Annotated in this window: 24 protein-coding genes, 1 tRNA gene and 1 pseudogene; 12 read left to right on the forward strand and 14 right to left on the reverse strand. The window is 63.1% G+C overall.

The genetic code is table 11. The annotated features are described in order from the left end of the window. The 3 genes from MESS2_RS33065 to MESS2_RS22985 form a co-directional block, all read right to left on the reverse strand. Nucleotides 1-231, reverse strand: a 231-nt coding sequence (locus MESS2_RS33065) for a hypothetical protein (protein ID WP_209436128.1), incomplete at its 3' end; no start/stop codon positions are given. A gap of 55 nt (nt 232-286) precedes the next feature. Continuing rightward, the gene (locus MESS2_RS22980; RefSeq protein ID WP_008876876.1) at nt 287-607 is read right to left on the reverse strand and encodes a Bbp19 family protein; all 321 of its coding nucleotides are present in this window, start codon (nt 605-607) and stop codon (nt 287-289) included. Further along, nucleotides 604-2370 (reverse strand): portal protein, encoded by a 1767-nt coding sequence (locus MESS2_RS22985; RefSeq protein WP_008876877.1) that lies wholly within the window; start codon nt 2368-2370, stop codon nt 604-606. The genes MESS2_RS22980 and MESS2_RS22985 overlap by 4 nt, the downstream gene beginning before the upstream one ends. Before the next feature lie 102 nt (nt 2371-2472). Between MESS2_RS22985 and MESS2_RS22990 the strand changes: the two genes are divergently transcribed. After that, complete coding sequence (locus tag MESS2_RS22990; protein WP_040593827.1) at nt 2473-3111, forward strand: methyltransferase domain-containing protein; 639 nt, start codon at nt 2473-2475, stop codon at nt 3109-3111. Nucleotides 3112-3460: 349 nt separating this feature from the next. Here the strand turns inward: MESS2_RS22990 and MESS2_RS22995 are convergent, their stop codons facing one another. Beyond that, the gene (locus tag MESS2_RS22995; protein WP_008876881.1) at nt 3461-4030 is read right to left on the reverse strand and encodes a hypothetical protein; all 570 of its coding nucleotides are present in this window, start codon (nt 4028-4030) and stop codon (nt 3461-3463) included. A 622-nt stretch (nt 4031-4652) separates the two neighbouring features. Here MESS2_RS22995 and MESS2_RS23005 point away from each other — a divergent pair. Beyond that, nucleotides 4653-5138 (forward strand): hypothetical protein, encoded by a 486-nt coding sequence (locus MESS2_RS23005; RefSeq protein WP_008876884.1) that lies wholly within the window; start codon nt 4653-4655, stop codon nt 5136-5138. Nucleotides 5139-5242: 104 nt separating this feature from the next. Here the strand turns inward: MESS2_RS23005 and MESS2_RS30295 are convergent, their stop codons facing one another. From MESS2_RS30295 to MESS2_RS23035, 5 genes and pseudogenes are all read right to left on the reverse strand, one after another. Further along, nucleotides 5243-5956 carry a glycoside hydrolase family 73 protein gene (locus tag MESS2_RS30295; protein WP_051069153.1) on the reverse strand — a complete coding sequence of 238 codons (714 nt, stop codon included), beginning with the start codon at nt 5954-5956 and terminating at the stop codon, nt 5243-5245. Nucleotides 5957-5984: 28 nt separating this feature from the next. Further along, the gene (locus tag MESS2_RS23015; protein ID WP_008876886.1) at nt 5985-6692 is read right to left on the reverse strand and encodes a hypothetical protein; all 708 of its coding nucleotides are present in this window, start codon (nt 6690-6692) and stop codon (nt 5985-5987) included. Between the two features lie 167 nt (nt 6693-6859). Further along, nucleotides 6860-8448 (reverse strand): annotated as a pseudogene (locus MESS2_RS34175) (terminase large subunit domain-containing protein). Next, nucleotides 8369-8785 carry a hypothetical protein gene (locus MESS2_RS23030; RefSeq protein WP_008876889.1) on the reverse strand — a complete coding sequence of 139 codons (417 nt, stop codon included), beginning with the start codon at nt 8783-8785 and terminating at the stop codon, nt 8369-8371. The pseudogene MESS2_RS34175 and the gene MESS2_RS23030 overlap by 80 nt, the downstream one beginning before the upstream one ends. Before the next feature lie 3 nt (nt 8786-8788). After that, entirely contained in the window at nt 8789-9190 is a 402-nt protein-coding gene (locus tag MESS2_RS23035; protein WP_008876890.1) for a hypothetical protein, read from the reverse strand. A 448-nt stretch (nt 9191-9638) separates the two neighbouring features. Between MESS2_RS23035 and MESS2_RS23040 the strand changes: the two genes are divergently transcribed. The 3 genes from MESS2_RS23040 to MESS2_RS23050 all read left to right on the forward strand — a co-directional run bounded on the left by MESS2_RS23040 (nt 9639) and on the right by MESS2_RS23050 (nt 10910). Next, entirely contained in the window at nt 9639-9893 is a 255-nt protein-coding gene (locus tag MESS2_RS23040; protein WP_008876892.1) for a helix-turn-helix domain-containing protein, read from the forward strand. A gap of 163 nt (nt 9894-10056) precedes the next feature. Beyond that, nucleotides 10057-10308 (forward strand): hypothetical protein, encoded by a 252-nt coding sequence (locus tag MESS2_RS33070; RefSeq protein WP_209436129.1) that lies wholly within the window; start codon nt 10057-10059, stop codon nt 10306-10308. A gap of 296 nt (nt 10309-10604) precedes the next feature. After that, nucleotides 10605-10910, forward strand: a complete 306-nt coding sequence (locus tag MESS2_RS23050) for a hypothetical protein (RefSeq protein ID WP_008876894.1) — start codon at nt 10605-10607, stop codon at nt 10908-10910. Between the two features lie 22 nt (nt 10911-10932). On the opposite strand, the gene MESS2_RS23055 is transcribed toward MESS2_RS23050, so the two are convergent. Together MESS2_RS23055 and MESS2_RS23060 are read right to left on the reverse strand one after the other, a co-directional pair. Further along, nucleotides 10933-11346, reverse strand: a complete 414-nt coding sequence (locus tag MESS2_RS23055; RefSeq protein WP_008876895.1) for a DoxX family protein — start codon at nt 11344-11346, stop codon at nt 10933-10935. A gap of 308 nt (nt 11347-11654) precedes the next feature. Beyond that, on the reverse strand, nt 11655-12407 hold the full coding sequence (locus tag MESS2_RS23060; protein ID WP_008876896.1) for a tryptophan 2,3-dioxygenase family protein: 753 nt from the start codon (nt 12405-12407) through the stop codon (nt 11655-11657). 157 nt (nt 12408-12564) lie between these two features. Here MESS2_RS23060 and MESS2_RS23065 point away from each other — a divergent pair, with 157 nt between their 5' ends. From MESS2_RS23065 to MESS2_RS23085, 5 genes are all read left to right on the forward strand, one after another. Then, nucleotides 12565-13035, forward strand: a complete 471-nt coding sequence (locus tag MESS2_RS23065; protein WP_008876897.1) for an Lrp/AsnC family transcriptional regulator — start codon at nt 12565-12567, stop codon at nt 13033-13035. A gap of 495 nt (nt 13036-13530) precedes the next feature. Further along, nucleotides 13531-13683, forward strand: a complete 153-nt coding sequence (locus tag MESS2_RS23070) for a hypothetical protein (RefSeq protein WP_008876898.1) — start codon at nt 13531-13533, stop codon at nt 13681-13683. A gap of 105 nt (nt 13684-13788) precedes the next feature. After that, nucleotides 13789-13862: transfer RNA gene (locus MESS2_RS23075), tRNA-Gln, on the forward strand. Nucleotides 13863-14007: 145 nt separating this feature from the next. Further along, nucleotides 14008-14205 (forward strand): hypothetical protein, encoded by a 198-nt coding sequence (locus MESS2_RS23080; protein ID WP_008876899.1) that lies wholly within the window; start codon nt 14008-14010, stop codon nt 14203-14205. 106 nt (nt 14206-14311) lie between these two features. Next, a complete protein-coding gene (locus tag MESS2_RS23085; protein ID WP_008876900.1) occupies nt 14312-14497 on the forward strand; it encodes a hypothetical protein in 186 nt (61 codons plus the stop codon). Between the two features lie 20 nt (nt 14498-14517). On the opposite strand, the gene MESS2_RS23090 is transcribed toward MESS2_RS23085, so the two are convergent. Next, nucleotides 14518-15495, reverse strand: a complete 978-nt coding sequence (locus tag MESS2_RS23090; protein ID WP_008876901.1) for an SDR family oxidoreductase — start codon at nt 15493-15495, stop codon at nt 14518-14520. Nucleotides 15496-15764: 269 nt separating this feature from the next. Here MESS2_RS23090 and MESS2_RS23095 point away from each other — a divergent pair, with 269 nt between their 5' ends. Beyond that, nucleotides 15765-16094, forward strand: a complete 330-nt coding sequence (locus tag MESS2_RS23095; RefSeq protein WP_008876902.1) for a GYD domain-containing protein — start codon at nt 15765-15767, stop codon at nt 16092-16094. Nucleotides 16095-16122: 28 nt separating this feature from the next. Here the strand turns inward: MESS2_RS23095 and MESS2_RS33530 are convergent, their stop codons facing one another. Together MESS2_RS33530 and MESS2_RS23100 are read right to left on the reverse strand one after the other, a co-directional pair. Continuing rightward, entirely contained in the window at nt 16123-16722 is a 600-nt protein-coding gene (locus MESS2_RS33530; RefSeq protein ID WP_244440060.1) for an EAL domain-containing protein, read from the reverse strand. Then, nucleotides 16607-18226, reverse strand: coding sequence for a diguanylate cyclase domain-containing protein (locus MESS2_RS23100; protein ID WP_244440059.1), 1620 nt, complete (start codon nt 18224-18226; stop codon nt 16607-16609). The genes MESS2_RS33530 and MESS2_RS23100 overlap by 116 nt, the downstream gene beginning before the upstream one ends. Nucleotides 18227-18459: 233 nt before the next feature. On the opposite strand from MESS2_RS23100, the gene MESS2_RS23105 reads away from it, so the two are divergent. Further along, the coding region (locus tag MESS2_RS23105) for a GntR family transcriptional regulator (protein WP_040593837.1) at nt 18460-18787 on the forward strand (328 nt) is incomplete at its 3' end.

An 18787-nucleotide genomic window follows, 5' to 3' on the forward strand; every position in this document is an offset into this window, starting at 1 on the left:
AAGTGCCGGTATCGAGCCGGCGCCGGGCCAGTTGGAGAGGAATGGTCGCCATGTAATTGTTCCCTGCCGTGGCGCCACGCCGGAGATCGCGGCTCTGCGCTGCGCCGGCGATCCGCCGCCTTCGCCGGGGTCATGAATTTTGGGGAGATCGCCAATGACGGCGCCGTTGGCCAAATAGGGCTTGGCCTTCAGCGACCCTGTTGTGAGCTGGGCGCGTTCGCGGACTCGCATGAATGATTGGCCGGAGCGGGCCGTGACCACGGTGAGGCCGGCGCTCCTGAAGTCCCTAGCCCTCCGCCCGCGCCGCCTTCTCCAGCGCCGCAAGCTGCGCCTCGTCCAGCGTCAAAAACCCCATAATGTGCTGCACCACTTCGGCACGGGCATTGCTCAAGGCGCTGTGCAGTTCGAAGCCGTTCGGGGTCCTGGTTCTGGCCATCCATTCGCCATAGGACGGGCGGCGGTAATAGCCTGTCGTTGCGGCGAGGTCGGCCAGCACCATCTCGCCGTCCTGGCCGGAAAACACCCTGAGATAGGCCTTTGCCAGGGCATCGCGCGCCTTGGCCGGACCGCCGGCCTGCCCGGAATGGGCAAAGCGTTTGCGGCTCATGCGCTGGCGCCCGGCCCAGCCGGACCGCCCGGCATCTCAGCCCCGGCCTGCCCGCCCTGCAGCATGCCTTGCAGGCCGTCGAGCAAGCCGCTGTCGCGCGCCTGCACGGCCGCCGGCACCGCGTCCTTGGCAGCCTTCCCTGCGGTGGCGATCGCCGCTATGCCGGCCTGTGCTTGCTGCGCCTTGGCGCGGGCATCGCGCAGACCGTCGACCTCCTCCTTGCGGCGGAAAATGCGCTGCGGACTGCGGCCGGCGCTTTGCACGATCTTGATCGCCTCGTCGCCGTCGATATTGTCCATGATGCCCGGATCGAACTGCGCCATCTGCATGGCCGTGGTCACCACCTGGATGGTGTCGCGGGCCTCGGCCGAACGGCGCAGCACGTCGAGCGGGCCGGTAAAGGTCGGCCGCACCGCCTTGCCGGCCAGGCTCGCCGGCGGCAGGAAGCGGCTGTCCTCGTCGTAAAGCCCCTTGTCCTCGAGAATGCCGAGCTCGCGGTCGAGATTGCTGGCAAACCCCGCCTGGATGATCGAGCCGGAAGGCCCGAGCAATGCGCCCTTTTCCTCCTGCCGGATCAGCGCTTCGGTCGCCGTCATCTGCGGGTTCTGCACCAGCGTCTGGAACAGGTTGACGAACATCATGTCGCGGATCTCCTCGGCCCGGCTTTCCGCGTAGTTGAACGCATAGGTCGGGTTCTGCCCGGTGGCGATCGGCGCGATCAGCGGCCGGCCATTGTCGTCGATCAGGCCGGGATAATTCTCGCCGGGATTGAGCACCGGCACATAGTCGAGCCTCGCCTTCGAGGCGGTCGCCGGATCGGTGACCTGCTGCAGCGCCCTCAGCCCCGAGCGGCGCACGGCGTTTTCCTCGCGCACCGTGGTCAGCGCCTCGATGGTCGGTGAGATGCCATAGGGGTCGCCCTCGTAACGGCGCCAGTTGAAGCTTGACACCGGGAAGGAGCGGAACCCGCTTTCCCTGACGATGACCTCCTCGTCCTCGATGACGTGGTAGGAAGCGAAGGCCGTGTCGAGATATTGGTAGGCGCCGCCCAGCCTATACATCCTGCGCTCGTCACGTGGCTGGATGCACTGGATCAGCGAGATCTTGGTCTCGCATTTGGCGGGATCGTCGACCAGCATCTTGATCCGCGCCGGCAGCTTCTCATAGCCGAGCAATTGCGCCGCCTGCCGCGCGGTGCGCTCGTAGCGGCGATGAAAAATATCGACCTGGCCCCAGCGGTTGCGCGACAGATAACCCTCCACCACGGGGATCGAGGCATAGCGGATCAGCGTGCCGCCGAACCCCTCCTCGGCATAGAGATAGGCCGGGCCGTAGCGCACGACATTGCGCAGGCAGGCCTGCGTCGCCGGCACGAAGTTCGAATTGGCGGAGTAGCGCAGCGCAAACAGGAAATCGCGCAGGCTTTCGGCCCATTCCTTTTCCTCGTCGCTCTCCTCGTCGTTCATTTCGGCGGTGGTCAGCCCATGCCATTTCTCCGACTGCGGAATGATCAGGCTTTCCAGCCCCGCGGCCAGTCGGTTGGCGGCCGAATTGATGGTGTTGGCATAGACGCGAGCGCCGCGCCGCTCCTGCCGTTCGGCCTGCGAATCCTGGCCACCGGCGCGGCGGCCGCTCCAGACATCGGGGGCGTCGGGGTCGCAGAATTCGGACACGGCCTCCCAGACATGTTCGTACTGGCTGCGCTCGCTCTCGAATTCGGCCTGTCGTGACAGGATATCGCGGGCACGGGAATCGCTGGTCATGGCAATCTTTCTTCGTCACTTGCGCGCGAGCGGTCAAATTTCTTGCGCTTTGCGATGTTAAGGAGGCGATGCGGCGGGCCTTTGCAGGAGGCCAATGTGGCAATGACGGAAAGCCTTCCCGGCGCCCTCAAGCGGCGGAGCAAGCAGGTTGCAAAGCGGCTGATCGGCTATGATTCCCGCAACTGGTTGCGCATCAGGCAGATCGAGGCGTTCACCGCGTTTCTGGAAGTGGACAATCGCAAGTCCTCGCCGGTGATCGAGGTCTCGCCCGGCTGGAACCGCTACTGGAAGACGATGTGCTCCAATTACACCTCGGTCGACTTCCCCGATTTCGACATCTGCAAGGACCGCACCGAGAGGCAATATCAAATCGTCATCGCCGACCAGGTGCTGGAGCACGTCCAGCGGCCGCTGGCGGCGGCGCGGAATATCCACGCCATGACCCAGCCCGGCGGTTGGGCGATGGTGGCCACCCCATTCCTGTTTCGGGTCCATGCCAGGCCGCACGACTATAACCGCTGGACCCCCGCCGGCCTGAAGCAGGTGCTGGTCGAAGGCGGCTTCGCCGAGGCCGACATAGAAGTGTTCGGCTGGGGCAACAAAGCCTGCGCCAGGGCCCATATCGGCGGCCCCGTGCGGGCTTACGGCCTGTGGCGCGATTTGAGCAATGACGAGGAATACCCGCTGATGGTCTGGGCGTTCGCGCGGAAAGATGAGACCCGGAGAAACGCCGGTGCTTGAACACCCCTCTCTGTCCTGCCGGCCATCTCCCCCTCAAGGGCCCTCAAGGGGGGAGATCGGATGTCGCGTCTGCTTTTGCAAAAGGTAGAAACTGCCAATCTCCCCTTGAGGGACTTGCGGGGAGATGTCCGGCAGGACAGAGGGGGGTCTGCTTGGCGCTACCCCTGCCGCCGCTTCACCAGCCTCGCCAGCCGCCGCCAGTACCACCAGGGCCAACCGCCCCGGTTCCTGAACACCCGTTTCATCGCGCCCATGTCACACCCCCAAGAGCACGCGGCGCCGGCCGGTGAGATCGCCGGGCGCGAGGTCGGTCTTCACCGTCCCGGCAGTTCCCTGGCGTTGCTCGAGCTCAGCCCGAAGCGCTGCCTCGCGCGCCTGCACGTCCTTGTCGGCAATGGTCGGTGTCGGTGGCAGTGGCTTCAAGGCGGGTGGTTTTTGAAACAGGCACATGGTTCCAGCTTTCTCTTGTCCAGTCGAAGAGGATGAAGGTTTCGCCGTTGCGGCCATATCCAGGCAGACGGCAGCGTTCAGTCGCGCCCAGCCGGCCGAGCCAGCGCAGCGCCAGTTCATTGGCGGCCAGCGCCCGCGCCTCGACCCGCCAGGCTCCCCGCGCCGCAACCTGCGGCCCGAGCACCTCGTGAAAGAAGCGCGTGATCCCTGGCACGCAGCGCCTCATGCGGCGCGTGCCCCAGCTCCAGGCGATCCACAACCCGCCGCGCTGCTCGGCGGCGCCGAAGCCGGCCTCGGGATTGCCATCGAGATCGGCGACATAGGCAAACCCATGCAGCGCCGTCAGCGCCAGCTGTGCCGGCGACCACTGGTCAAGCTGGCAGTCGATCTCGGTCCAGTCCTCGGGGCGGAGGTTGGCGGCGATGTAGGAGAGGTCGCGCAGCGTGGCGGGGATGATGCGAAGCGTCATGCGTATCCTTCGTCATCCCGGTGCGAGGCGACGCCGCGGAGACCCTCGGGATCCTGCCATCGCAGTTGTCGAAAAATGCCGTTGCCGCTTCCGCAGAGCTTGCCGCAACCGAACTGACGCTATAGTATCAAAATACAACCATAGGAGGTATCATTGAGGTCGCTCATTCTCGCCGCGGTGGCGGTGTTCGCCTTGCCATTTGGCCAGGCACAGCCGGACGACCTGGATCAGTCGGAAACTCTGTCGTAGCTGCGCAAAGGGCGTACTCTTCAAGGAACTCGAGTCGGGGATCGTCGTGACGGTAACCGACACGGCTCCGGCAAAGCCGCTTTCACGAAAGGTAAGAATCGTTTGCAGCCGGCCACGGCGGCGGAGCTGGTGACGGAAGAAGGCGACCACGGATTTTTATCTGTGGTCCGATGTCTTCCTATATGTTTGCGGTAGGCCCGGATACAGTCAAGAACTTTAATTGGCGGCCCGCTGAAACCATTCTATACCTCCGCGACGATGAAGGCGTCGAAGCGCTACTCAATTTTGTTGATGTTGGCTGCGCGCTGTAGTTGAAGGGGTGATGAGTGGTTTCATACGTAACGCTGCCTAATAAAGAGGCGATCCTTTTCTCATGAGAGCAGTTGGCTTTGCACTTGGCCTATTGATGTTGTCGGCGCCGCTTGCCGTCGCCGGGAAAGCCAGCGAATGGACCGTTTCCATCAGTGGCGGAAGCGAAATCGAGATTCCCGTTTTCTTTGCTGACGGCGATGCTCGATTGCTTGGTGGATTCGCTGAAAACTTCGGCACAGCGTTTGAACCGAAGCAGTATCCGGGCGTCCAGCTTCGTCAGTACCGAGCCGATACCACTAACAAGCGCCCGTTCGAGTACCTCGAGGAGGAGCTCGTAGGAGATACTGAAAAGGTGACATATAAGCTTGACAAGCCATCGTTTGCCGCGATTTCCGGCACCTCGGCAGATGGCACAGGAATCTTCTATGGCATGTGTCAAAAACACGTTATCGTCACCTGTTTTGATATGCATTGGGACAAGGAAGAACAGGCGATGTTTGGGCCAATTGCCGAGCGCATCGCCCGGTCATTCCGAAAAAATCGGTGATCCGCGGATCTATCACTTCGGCGCCTAAACCTCCGAAAGCAATTCGCTTGTGCGCTCTAAGCAGCCACTTTGCGGCGTTTGCTGGCGAGTGGTACTGTGAGGCCTCACCGTAATTCCTTCAGATAAGGTCGAAGCTTCCCGGCGTAGTTTGAATCGGTTGCATACGCCCCGAACTTGCCATGCTGAAGTTCGGCAAGGGCGCTGTCGATGTCCGTGGCGTCGTTAGCCTTGCCGAATCTGCGTTGCATGAAGGCGATGCGATCGCGAATGCCTTCGTCAGGAGTGGCGTATTTGCGAAAAACTTGTTTAACTCTCACACTGCGACCATTGATTTCCTCATGCGTCCAAAGGCGTTGCGTCTCACCTTTCCACGATTTCCCAGCTTTGATGCCAAAATAGTTGAAGCCAGGGGCATGCTTGCCGCTGCCGCTTTCGTGCGCTGCCTGAGCGGCCATCAGGCGGGCTTGCGTGTCGGTCAGGCCCGCACTCTTGCCAGCTTGATAGAAGGCGTTAACAAATTTCTTGCGATTACCTTTGGCGGCGAGAAGGTCCGCGCCGAAGTTGCCAGCCTCCCCTTTAAATGTCTCGAACTGCTTTCCAGCCTCTTCAACACCAAAGACGGCAGCGAACTGCTCGGGACCAGGCCTGCCGCCGGAATAGGTAGCCCTATCGGCGACGGCTGCTCGCGCGTTCTGGGACGCAATGTCGACGTTGACGCCGGCGTTGACTAGACTTTCCGCATTTGCGGCGTGCGCCGCTTGGACAAGGTCATCAACAGCACTGGGTGAGAGATCGGCAAGCAGAGCGTCGGTCGGCAAGTCATCCTGAAATGCTTGTCCCACCCGTTCATCTGGTGTGAGCCTTTTGGTTGAGGGCCTTGATCGGGTTTTCGGCTATCAAAGACTCGATCCGCGTCTTTGCCGTGCTTTCGCGCCAGGCGGCTTCAGCCTGCAACTTGCCCCGTGGATCGAGACCCATCTTGTTCAGGACATCGAGGCCGCGCTGGCGGGCGGCATTGAAAGCGAGAGTGTCGTTCGGATGGCTCTGAGCGATAGCGTCGAGTTCAGCGCGCTGGACCTCGGACCACTGGTCCTGCTCATACTGCTGCCGTTGCTGGATCTGCCGCGCCGCCATGCGCTCGGAACCCGCCGCGCGGATTGTCTCCTTCCGCCTGGCGAAATCGGCGCGCTGGCTTTCGGGTATTTTCGGCAGGACATCGTCGAACAGCGTGTCGAACAGGCCGGGCTTCACCATTTGGCTGCTGCGCGGATCGACCTGGCCGTACATGGCGTCATGCAGGCCGGCGCCATCGGGCGCTGCGTTGGCCGCCACATCGGCCTCGGCTTGGACGATCTGGTCCATCATCTGGCGGCGGGCAATTTCGGCGTCAAACGCCTCCTGCTGCTCTTTGCGCTGCTGAAAGCGCTCGGCTACGGCTGAAAGCTCGCCGCCCAGGTCTTGCATGGCGCCGCCGATTGGCGATCCCTGCGGATATTGCACCGCGTTGCCGGTATCGAGCCGGCGCTGCGCCAGTTGGAGAGGTATCGTCGCCATATGATTGTTTCCTGCCCAACTGGTTCTGAACAAAGGCGGTCGCTCTGTCGGAGATCACGGCATGGCCGGTCGCATTGCATGCTGGCCGCCGTATTCGCGGGCATTGTCGGAGCGAAGATTTTTGAAGAGACCGTGGAGTTGCCGGCGTTGCGGGACGCGTCCCGCCCCTACCGAAACGCCGCCAGCGGATCGCTCTGCCCCGCCGATCGTTTGCGCCCAGCCCGAAACTCCGCCGGATCGACCACCGCCTCCCTCAGCATCATCACGCCGTATCGCGTCGCGGCCATCAGATCGTCGCGCAGCTTCACCACCTGGCCGTCCTTGCGATGGTAGAGCCGAAACTCCTCGAACCAGGGCAGAAGCGTCGAGAACACCTTGAAGCGGCCGGATTGCATGCGGTCGAGCATTTCCATCAGCCCGGCCTCGACCGAGACGGAGCCGTCGGCGAATTGCGCATGGCGGGAAAGCATGTTCAGCCCGTGCGCGGCATATTGTTTGGCGAGCGCCACGCCCGCCCCGTCCAGCGTTTCGCGGCGGCCGTCGCGCGGCCAGGCCCAGGGCAGCCATTCGCCCCACGGTTTCAAGGTCAGCGCCTGCATGGCCGGCGTCTGCTGCGAGGCGCGGCAGGCTTTCGCGACATAGACGACATCGGCCTCGGTATCCCAGGCGAGTTCTACCGCGGCCGAGGGATGGTCCCAGCCGAAATCGAGCGCGCCGAGACGCGGCCAATAGCGCGGCAGCCGGAACGGCTGGCAGGCGATCAGTTCTTCGGCAATCGGAAAGATGCGGCCTGAGCCCAGCACCGGAATGCCCTTGGCGCGCGCCTCGCGCTCATGCGCGGGATAGGCGGCAACGATCGCGGCGCGCTGCTCGGGCGTATAATGCCCGGCATCGTCGATGGTCATGAAGGTGACGTGGCGGGTCATGGATGGTTTCCGGCTTGAATCAGTTTGGCAGGCGCGAGGCGCAGGGTGTTGTTTGGCCAAAGACTTTGCCGGTGGCAGGACGGAGGGGGCGCGAAGGAACGCGACCTGGCAAAACCTCACCCCTTCCCCATCCGCTCCACCTCCTCCGCCGACAGAAACAACAACATCACATCCGACATGCCGAGCAGCGGCGTAAACGTCACGATGGTGATCCCGCCGGTGGCGTTGGTGCGGGTCAGGCCCTCGGAATAGATGTCGAGCGGCGGTTCCTCGTCGAACCACACACCATGCAGCGTCTCGCCTTGCCACTTCTCGCGGCCCTTCTCGTAGCTTTTGAACGACAGCACGGATTCGCCCGCCTGGACATCGCCGCCACCGCCATGGCGCACCACGACGCTGTCGAGCGCACCGGGAGCATTGCGCCCCATGATGGTGTGGGCGATGGCGTCGGCGGGGATCATGCCGGTGCCCCATTCCGCCGGTTGCTGCGGCGGGCCGACCAGCACGCGTTGCGGGTTGTCGCGCGTGCCCTCGCCGGTGACGCCGGCGGCCCACAGCCGCACGGCCTTGTCGAACACCTTGCCTTGCCACCACGCGGGATAGCGGCCGGTGAGATGCATGGCCCATTCGGCGCCGCCGGCCCTGGTCTTGCCGAGCTGGTTGCCGGCCATGAACAGGCGCTCGCGATTGGTCGCGCCCGCCGCATGGAACGCGGCCTGCCTGGCGTAAGGTTGGTAGGCCGCAAGCTGGTTAGTGCGGCGCCTGCGGTCCAACTCCTTGAGCAGGCTCAGATATTCCCTCTTCGCCGCTGCCGGACTCTTTGAGACCAAGCTTTTCGAGGCCCGGCCTTTCCCTGAGGAACGGCCGCAGGACGGCTTCGAGGCCGCGGATGCGCTGCCTGATTTCGTCATCGCTCAATGCATCCAGACTGTTGGTGTCGATATCGGCACCCTTGGGCAGCACCGACAGCACGATCTTCAGATACTGGTCGGGCTTTTCGCTGCGGACCTTGGCAATGACGCCGGCGCCATGGGCGCGGAAATCGGCGCGCACGGCGACCAGGAAGTCATCACTCAGCGTCTTCTTTGCCCGCTTCGGACGCCGGAAGGGCTTGGCCTTCGCCGTGGATTTCGCCGCTGCCGGCGGATCGTCTGTGACCTCGGCCATGCCCTACTCCGCAATCTCGGCGGGCGCCGGCATCTCGGGCTGCTCTGCCGTATTGGCCTTCGCTGCTGTCTTGCGTTTTGGCTTCTTGCGCGACTTGGCCCTCTTGCCGGTGCGCGTCGGCTTGGCCTTTGGCTTGCGCCGTGCTGCCTCGAACGTCGCCGCCTCAGGCAAGGCTTTCAGCCTCGCCCGGACCAGACCAACGATGCTGCCACTGGCGCCCGCCTGCGGAAAGCCGAAGCCGTCGACCGCATCGACCGGACCGCCTCGCACCATGCCGATCAGCACACCGGCCGGCACCGCTTCGATACGGCCGACGCGCGCTTGCGGCACGCCCTCGAACAAGCCAATGGCGCTGACGACCTCGCGGCCGTCATCGCCGATGATGATGGTGGCGTAGCGGGACATGGGATTTCTCGCAGATATTGCGGAATGGGTCGTCAGTTTGATGAAAGGACAGCATTCCTTCGCGCCGACATTCAAAGTCGTCGATACGCCACATTCACTCGAAGATCGCGAGAAACAAAAACCCGCCTGGGCGGCGGGTCGTTGGCGCAAATCAGCACCATGCCTAGATCAATAGCATAACTGCCCTCACGAGGCAAACCGCGCGACAGGATTTGGTTTTGAATTCGGTCCCCTCGTCTCGCCGCCACGCACCCTTGGCGATACCGCCTTTGGCACCGGCGTTCGCCGCGCGCGACAGCCGGCACGATCAAGATTTATACGCAATCGCGTCTATATTTAGGCTATACGTCATCGCGTATAAAGAGGCGGGATACGCGACTCCGTATATTGAAATTTAATACGTCAACGCGTATATTCGGTCATGACATCTGTTCCGTTGGAGGCTGCCATGACCGACCAGATCGCTCGCAGCGAAAAACAACTCGGCGCCATCCTTCGCCGCATCAGGAAGCAAGCCAACCTCACGCAGTCCGATCTGGGCGACCAGACGCATCTGCGCCAGGGCACGGTGTCACGGCTCGAGGCCGGAGAGCCCGCCATACAGTTGCGAACCTTGATGGCCGCGCTTTCAGCGCTCAACCTGGAGCTGGTCGTGCGCCCGCGCAGCAAGGGCAGTGCCGCCGATATCGAAGACCTGTTCTGATGCCACGGCGCCGCGCGCATGTGCCCCTCAGCGTCCTTCTGAACGGGCGCCTCGTCGGCGTGCTCCGGCGTCAGTCCACTGGAGCGGTCGATTTCCGGTATGCGCACGACTGGCTAGCGTTTCGCGGCACCTCCCTCGCAAGAAATTCAAGCTGGCGATGGCGGTGGGCAAGAACAAACACTACGCCGTACACGACATTGCGCCACGCCATTTCCTGCAGACGGCCGACCTTGCCGGCATTGGCAAATCGGCGATGCTGTCGTTACGCGACGATCTCGCAGAGAATGCGCAACGCCAAGCGGCGGCGGTCATCGACACCTTGCCCAGAGGATTTCCCGACCAGCTGATCACGTCGGTCATGAAGGCGATTGCGCATCGGGCCGCCCTGCTCGGCACCGAAAAGACCGGAGCCTAAAAGGCCAAGGGCTTGTGCAGAAGGTCCGAAAACAAAAACCCGCCTGGGCGGCGGGTCGTTGGCGCAAATCAGCACCATGCCTAGATCAATAGCATAGCTGCCCTCACGAGGTCAATGGCAAAGCGGCCAATTTCAAGAAAAAATTCCTAACATGGGCTATTCCCGCGCACGCTTGTCCGCGAAGCCCTCGATCCACGCGCCGCCATTCCGGATCGGAAAGGACGCTCGCGCGTTGGTGCTTGATGCATGTCGCCAAAGCGCGGAGCGCTACGCTTTGGCCAATGGGAGCAAGAACCATGAACGTCGCCAATCTGCAGCTCGAAGGCCTCCTGATGGCCGTCGCATCGATCAACCAGGTGCTGGTCCGCAAGGGCGTACTGACGGTCGAGGAGATCGACATCGCCTTGCGCAGGGCCGAGGCCAGCGAGACCGGCGAGGAACGGTCCGAAGGTATGTCGGCGTCGAGCCGCGACGCCGTCAACTTCCCGATCCGGTTGCTGGAGCTGGCCAACCAGTGCCAGCCGGAAACGGACATGCCGTCCTTCTCGAAGCTGGCGCGCATGGTCGGCCAGATGAAGGAACCCTATAACGACCAGATGTGAGGCGCTTTCCGACGCGGGATCCTCACGCTCTGCCAAGCTTCGAAACCAGCACGTTGCCCGGCCCGTGCACGGCGGCGAACAGCAGGCCGGCGAGGAACGTGAAATGGTCGACGAAGAAGCCGAACTCGGCCTGGTTGCCGGCCCAGCGCGACGGCCCGTGGAAAGAAAAGTTGAGGAAGATGACGTAGACGCCGGCGACAAGCGCGGCCGGTGTGAAGAAGGCGCCGGTCAGGAAGCATAGGACCAGCCCGACCTCGAGCAGCGCCGCGCACCAGGCCAGGAACAGCGGGAACGGAAAGCCGGCCGAGGCGATGTAGCCTGCGGTCGCCCCTATATCCATGACCTTGAAGGCCACCGCCATCAGGAAGACGGCGGCGAAGATCAGCCGGGCGACGAGTATGGCAGCGATCTGCCACGGCGATTGAACTGATACCACGATGTCCCTCCAGGGTTTGCTGCGGTTACGCCCAAGGACGGGCAAGGCCGCGGCGGTTCCGACATCAGTTTGGAATAGTTTTGCCGGGCGGCGTGGCAAGCCTTTGCAGGACTTGGGTTTCCTCGCCCCCACGAAAGTGGGGGAGAGGTGGCGCGGCGAAGCCGCGACGGAGAGGGGGATTGCGCCGACGGCAGTCAAAATGAAGCGGTTGAGGACGTATTTGGCCTTGGCGCCTTACGAAGGCCCCTCTCCGGCCGCTGCGCGGCCACCTCTCCCCCCGCTTCGCGCGGGGCGAGGAAAACCCAAGCCTACCCCGCCTTTGTCTCCGGATGGCTGATCGGTGCCCGCACCGTGCCATACTCGATGCCCCAGCGGTCGGTCATGGCGCAGCGTATGTCCCACAGTTCCGGGAAGAAGCGATGGCGGGCGCCGGCCTCAAGCAGTTCGACCGGGCGGCCTTTCAGCGATTTCGAGCCCAGCCCGATCGAGCGGTGGATGAGTTGGAGATGGTTGGCGCGGAATTTCTGGAACAGCTCGTCGAATTCGATCAGCGCCTCGGCCACGACGTAAGAGTCGCCGTGATCGTAGCCGCCATCGTAGACGTCCTCGACGGTCAGCCCGCGGCCATCGAGATAGGACGCCTTGAAAGCCCGCCACAGATCCGGCGGCATGCGCAGCAGGAGCTTGAAGCCGGGCGACTCCTGGCCGCTGCCATTGCCGAGTTGCAGCCGGATCTCCTGGTATTCCTTGGGCGACATGGTTTCGAGCAGATCGAGCTGCGCCGTCATCATGCGCATCAGCCGATGCACGCGCCCCATCAGCGTAACGATGCGATGCGTGTTCTGCCGTTCGAGGAAATCGATGACATCGACCAGCGTGTAGGTGATGAGCTTCATCCACAGCTCCTCGACCTGGTGCACGATCTGGAACTGCAGTTCATCCGCATTGACCATCTCGGCCAGCGGCTTCTGGCAGGCCAGCAGCCTGTCGCATCTGAGGTAGACGCCGTAGTCGCGCATCTCCGGCGCTTCGATGCGGGCGTAATAGTTCGGCTTGTGCATGGTTTTTCTCCCTGCCCGGCCTGAGGGCTCAGGCATCTGTTCGAACCGAGCCAACAGGATAGACGTTTTCGGCTTGAACATTGTTCCATTCTGTTATCCAGATAGCAGGAGATGGAGGACGAAAGTCCAATTGCATGGCAGTTTTGGAGAACGACCGGTGCTGGATGCTCTCGACCTTAAGATCGTCGCGGCGCTCGAACGCGATGCGCGAATCTCCTTCGCCGTGCTCGCCGACGAGGTCGGCCTGAGCAAGACGCCGTGCTGGAAGCGGGTCAAGGCGCTGGAGGATGCCGGCATCATCAGGGGCTATTCGACGCGCATCGATCCGGCGAAACTCGGCTTCGGCATCGAGGCCTTCATCCAGGTGTCGATCGATTTCGAGGTCTCCGACGCCTTCGAGGCGGCGGTCAGGAAACACCCGCTGATCCGCCGCTGCCATGCCACCACGGGCGAAGCCGACTATCTCCTGCAGATCGTCACCGCCGACATGATGGCGCTGGACAGGATGCTGCGCGTGGAGCTCAGCCGCCTGCCCGGCGTCCGCCGCACCATCACCTCGATGGCCATGCGCGAGATCAAGGGCGACATCTCGTTTGCCAATGCCGTGGGGCATCCGCGGAAGCGGTAGACGGCCGACGCTTCCAGGCGCCCCTCCTTCTGTCGTTCGCGGTCGGCCTTCCGCTTCGGGCAGTCCTCGTAATTATGGTCGCGGCCACCGCAGTAGGAGCAGCATTTTGCCGGCGTATCGGGCTGGAGCATCGAGGCCATCCCCAAGAATGCGCCAGGCGTCTTCTGGTTGCAGCAGCGCCTGCAAGAGATAAAGCGGTTTAAGCCTCCCCAGGCGTCTTGCCGCTGTCACGGAATTTTGCTTGGGTCCGCTGCGTTGATTGCTTGCGCCCGATCTCTTGCGCTTGATTTTGGGGGATATATGAGATTTGAACTGCGCTTTGGCGCCTTGCTCGTTGGCGCCGCATTGCTGTCGGGCGCACCATGACCGAAGGCCAATGGAACACCGCCGGAGCGGCGCTGAAAGGCTGCCCGCGATCAGGCAGGAAGCCATTGCCAATGCGCCGTGCGGTTGCAATCGAAACCGCTCGGCCAGCGGCAGGAGATGGCGAAACTGATGAATGTCAGCCTTGACCGTTCGCCCCGCGTTCTCTGCAACCGCTTTGTCAATGCCTGGGCCGGCGGGCGCCTGTCCTATACAAAGTTCCGCGCGCTTTTTTCCTGGGGCGCCGACAACAGCGACTACATCGCCATGCTGCAGGGCAGGTAGCCGATCCGCTTCCCGCTTCATTCTGCCTATTCGCGAACCGCAGTTGATTCGCGGACAGCTTCATTCGCGGACGGGAAAGTGTTAGAGAGCGTTCGCTTCGTCTATTCCCGCTTCGTCTAATGGTAGGACAGCGCCCTTTGAAGGCGTGAATCGTGGTTCGAGCCCATGAGCGGGAACCAGTGGCGCGCGCTGGCGCCACTGCGGGATAGCGCCGATTTTTCCGCCTGCCGTCGCGATCAACCAGATTCAACGTCAGGTTTCAAAAACGCAACCACTCATTTACTTCGACGCGGTACCAGTCCGGCAGTTGCCGTCGGAGGTCGAATGCTGGAACGTGTGTTGCGCTTTGAATGCATCATGGAGCCAAACGGCAGATGGATGGTGTGGGACAAAAAGCTTGATCTGCCGGCCCAGTTTTCGGCGCTGGCGCTGATCGGCTTGTGTCACCACGAGGCCATTTCGCTCTGCGATCTCTTGAATGAGACAGACACCGTCGATGTGCGGCAAAACCGAGCCTCATGATCGCCGTATAGACGACGTAATAGCTGGGCGTTCCCTACCCGGTTTGCCTTAACAAACAATGGTGATACGTTAGCTGACTAAATGATTCACAGTCGGCGGGGCCGGCATGGCCAAGAAAAAATCGAAACCGGAACTGTCCGGTATTTCTGCAATCTCTCCAGCGGAAGCCTACGAGGCGGCCTACTTCGCCCGAAAATGCGGACTGACCCGGGATGAAGCGCTGAAGATCATGCGCGAAGCCCAGCGCTCGGCGGAGGCGACGGCGTCTTTCAGCGTCAAGCGGCAGAATTAGCCCGATACCCGAAATCCCCCTCAATACCCGCCCACGATCGGCAGGATCTCGCCGGTGATGTAGCTGGAGCATTGCGGCGAAGCCAGAAACACATAGGCCGGGGCGATTTCCTCCGGCTGGGCCGGGCGTTTCATCGGCGTCTTGGCGCCGAATGTCGAGACGTCCTCGGCCTTCTTTTCCGACGGGTTGAGCGGCGTCCATACCGGCCCCGGCGCTACTGCGTTGACGCGGATGCCCTTGCCGATGAGGTTGCCCGACAGCGCTCGCGTGAAGGCGTGGATGCCGCCCTTGGTCATCGAATAGTCGATCAGTTCCCTGGAGCCGTCGATGCCGGTGACCGAACCGGTGTTGATGATGGCCGAGCCGGGCCGCATATGCGCCACGGCCTCCTGCGCCATGTGGAAATAGCCGTAGAGGTTGGTTTTCAGCGTCGTGTCGAAATGTTCCTCGGTGAGATCGGCGAAATCGGCCGAATGCACCTGGAAGGCGGCATTGTTGACCAGCACGTCGATCCGGCCCAGTTGCTTGACCGTCCGCTCCACCGCCCGGCGGCAGAAGACGCGGCTGGCGACGTCGCCGCGCAGCGCAAGGCAGCGCCGGCCCTCGGCCTCGACCGCCTGCTTGGTCACTTCCGTGTCCCGGTCCTCGGTGAGATAGGCGATGGCGACATCGGCGCCTTCACGCGCGAACAGCACGGCGACGGCCCGCCCGATGCCGGAATCGCCGCCGGTGATCAGCGCCACCTTGCCGTCGAGTTTTTTCGAGCCGAGCCAGAACGGCGCGTCGTAGAGCGGCGGCGGCTCGATCCGCCATTCCTCGCCGGGTTTCGGATGATGCTGCCTGGGGAATGGCGGCTCGGGATAGGTTCGGGCGCCCGCCTGCATGGCGCCATCCGGTTTGGGTTTCGCTCTGGCGCGGTCGTCGGCGTCGACCTTGCGTTGCACGCGGCGCTGCTTCTCGCTTGCCTTCCAGGTGTCGGTTTTCGCCTTGGTCAGCACGGTTGCCTCCTTTGGTTCGAAGGGACAACGCCCGTCGGGCAAAAAGGTTTTTCGTCGTCCAGGGAAAAATGGGGCTTCGTTCCACCGCTATCCGGACAGGTCGGCTTGATCGGCCCCGGAGCACGTTCATCGGCATTGCACTTATATTAGCAAAGGCGCATATTTCGTCAGCCGGTGAACTACCCAAACCGGTTAGGCTCGGCGCCAGTCCCCCCCTCGATCCCCCCGACGCCGAGCCGCTGTGGATCGGCCGCCCCAGGAGGCCAACCATGCCCATGTATCTCTCACGGTTCAGCTATACGCCCGAGACCTGGGCGCGCATGATCGAAAAACCCGAAGACCGACGCGAGGCAGCCCGTACCTACATCGAGTCCGCAGGCGGCAAGCTGCACGGCTTCTGGTACGCTTTCGGCGAGCATGATGGCTGGAATCTGTGGGAGGCGCCGGACAATGTTTCGATGGCATCTGTGGTGCTTGCCATTGGTGCCGGAGGAGCGCTCAGCTCGTACGAAACCGCCGTTCTCATGAGCGTCGAAGAGACAATGCAAGCCCTTGGCAAGGCAAAGTCGATCCGGTATCGCCCGCCGGGAAAGCCCTGACCAGTTCGCGTGTCCCGGCCAGCGACTGCTATGCTCGCCGGCCAACCGGCGAAATCGCCTGTGCGGTCGCGCGCGCCACGATCGCCTCCAGCGGCTCCGGCCGGTGCAGCAAATACCCTTGGCCGAAGGCGACGCCCATCTCCTGGAGGATTTCCAGCGCGTCCTGCCGTTCGACCTTTTCCGCCACCACTGAGCAGCCGAGGCTTCTTGCGATAGCCGATATGGCCGAGACGATTTCGCGATCGAAGCGGCTTTGCGCGATGTGTTCGATGAAGGAGCCGTCGATCTTGATCTGATCGACGGGAAAACGCCTGAGATATTCGAACGAGCTCATCCCCGCCCCGAAATCGTCGAGGCTGACGCGGCAATGCCGCGCGCGCGCCTTGCGCACGAACTCTTCGGCGGCGCCGAAATTGGTGACGGCGGCCGTCTCCGTGATCTCGAAGCCGATGCCGAAATGCGGCGCGCCGGCCGCATCGATGGCGGCGTCGACGAAATCCCAAAGCCGAGGGTCACTCAGCGTCTGAGCCGACAGGTTGAAGCCGAGCGTGAGCGCCCCGGACTTCAGCGCCGGACCATGCAGCGAGAGCGCCGTGCTGATGATCCAGCGATCGAGCCTGGACGCGATGCCGAACCGCTCCGCCGCCGGGATGAACTCGCCCGGCGGGGATCAGTCTTCCGCTGCGCCCGACGAGCCGCGCCAGGACTTCGACCTGGCGGCTCTTCTCCCAGGGTTGACCGAGTCGGTGGATTTCCTGGCCGAACAGTTTGAGCCTGCCGTCTTCCATGGCATCGACGGTGTCAGCTGCCAGCCGCGCGGCGTTGAGGCCGCCCGAACCGGATGCGCCATCGGTGGAAAATACCGCAAAACGATCGCGCCCGGCGGCCTTGGCCGCGTAGCAGGCATCGTCGGCGCAGGCCAGCGCGTCGGCCACGGTGGTGTTGCGGTCTGCTACGAAGGCGATGCCGATGCTGGCGGCGAGCTTGCGCGACGTCGCCGTCGAGCCGAGGTTGGCGTTGCGGACCGCCGCGAGAACGGCGCCGGCGAGCCGCTCGGCTTGCTGAACATCGCAATCGGGCACCAGCAGCGCGAACTCGTCGCCGCCGAGCCGCGCCGCATGCGCTGACGGCGGCAGGCAGCCGACAATGCCCTTCGCTACGCTCTTCAGCGCGAGGTCGCCGGCGGCGTGGCCGGCGAAATCGTTGAGCGCCTTGAAGTAGTCGAGATCGACGTAGAAGACCGCGAGCGGAAACTGCCGCGCCGTTGCGATGTCGTCGGCCAGCAGGCGGTCGAAGGCGACGCGGTTCAAAAGGCCGGTCAAGGCGTCGTGGTGGGCCGCATGGGCAAGGTCCTGTTCACGCCGCTTCGCCTCGGTGATGTCGCGCACCGTACCCAGGATCTGGCCCGACGATTGCGCATCGGCGATGAAGCGCAACAGGGATTCGATATGCCGGATCTCGCCGTCGCGCCGGATGATGCGGTATTGCACGGCGATCACGTCGCGTGTCTGCAGCGGCGCCATGTGGGCCCGCTCGGCGTCGTCCTTGTCGTCGGGATGCAGATAGCTGTGCCAGAGGTCGCGCGGCACCTCGTCGGTATCCGAGACAAAGCCGAAGATCTGCCTGGTGCGGGCATCCCAGTAGCTTTTGCGCGCGGCCAGATCGTAGTGCCAGATGCCGGTGCCGCTGGCCGCCAATGCCAGGCGGAAGCGCGCATTGACCTGTTCGAGCTCGTGCTCGGCCTCCTTCTGCTTGGTGATGTCGGTCTGGACGCCCATCATCCGCACGGGGCGCCCTTCGGCATCGCGCTCGACCACCCCACCGCGATCGAGGACCCATACCCAGTGGCCGGATTTGTGTTTCAGCCGGAGTTCGGTCTCGATGGTATCGGTCTGGCCGGAGAGATGGCGTTCGCCGCTGGCCACCGCCTGCTCGCGATCGTCGGGATGCGTCAGCCGCAGCCAGAGATCGCTTGTCATGGCAAGCTCGCCCTCGCCATAGCCGAGCATTTGCGACCACATTGGTGAATAGAAGCAGTCGCCACTCCGCAAATCCCAATCCCAGACGCCAAGATGCGCGCGTTCAAGCGCCAACTCCCAGAACGCCCCATTGCGGTTCTTTTTACCAGCCATGCCCAGGTTTCGCCCTTCGATCGGGCCACTGTGCGGCAAAATCAGAGAAGAAACCGTTACCGCAAGCAGCGCCGCGGCGGCCGTGGCGCTTCGATCGGGCCGCAGGATCGGCCTGGCCGGGGCAAGGGAAGCGGTCAATACTATCAATAATCATGATTTAGATTTTCTGCTAATAGCGACAAGGCTCGCTCTGCAATTAGAGTGGCCGCACCGAACGGCGCGAGAACTTGAAGATGCTCAACGCGGCAGACTATGGCGGCAAGGAAGCCGAAATCGTGCGCTCCCTTGAGGAAGACATCATCTTCGGCCGGCTGGAGCCCGGCGCGCGGCTGGTCGAGGACGTCTTGCTCTCCCGCTTCCCGGTGTCGCGCCACACCATCCGCCAGGCGCTCTACCAGCTCGAAAAACTCGGCGTCGTCACCCGCGAGCGCAACAAGGGCGCGATGGTGAGAAGGCTGTCGCCGGACGAGGTGCGCCAGATCTATGAAGTGCGCGAACTCCTGCAGCGCCAGGCGGCGCTGATGATCCCGCTGCCGGCGAGCGATGCCTTGATCGCCGAAC

It is taken from the genome of Mesorhizobium metallidurans STM 2683, assembly GCF_000350085.1.
In the GTDB taxonomy this organism is placed as follows: Bacteria; Pseudomonadota; Alphaproteobacteria; order Rhizobiales; family Rhizobiaceae; genus Mesorhizobium; species Mesorhizobium metallidurans.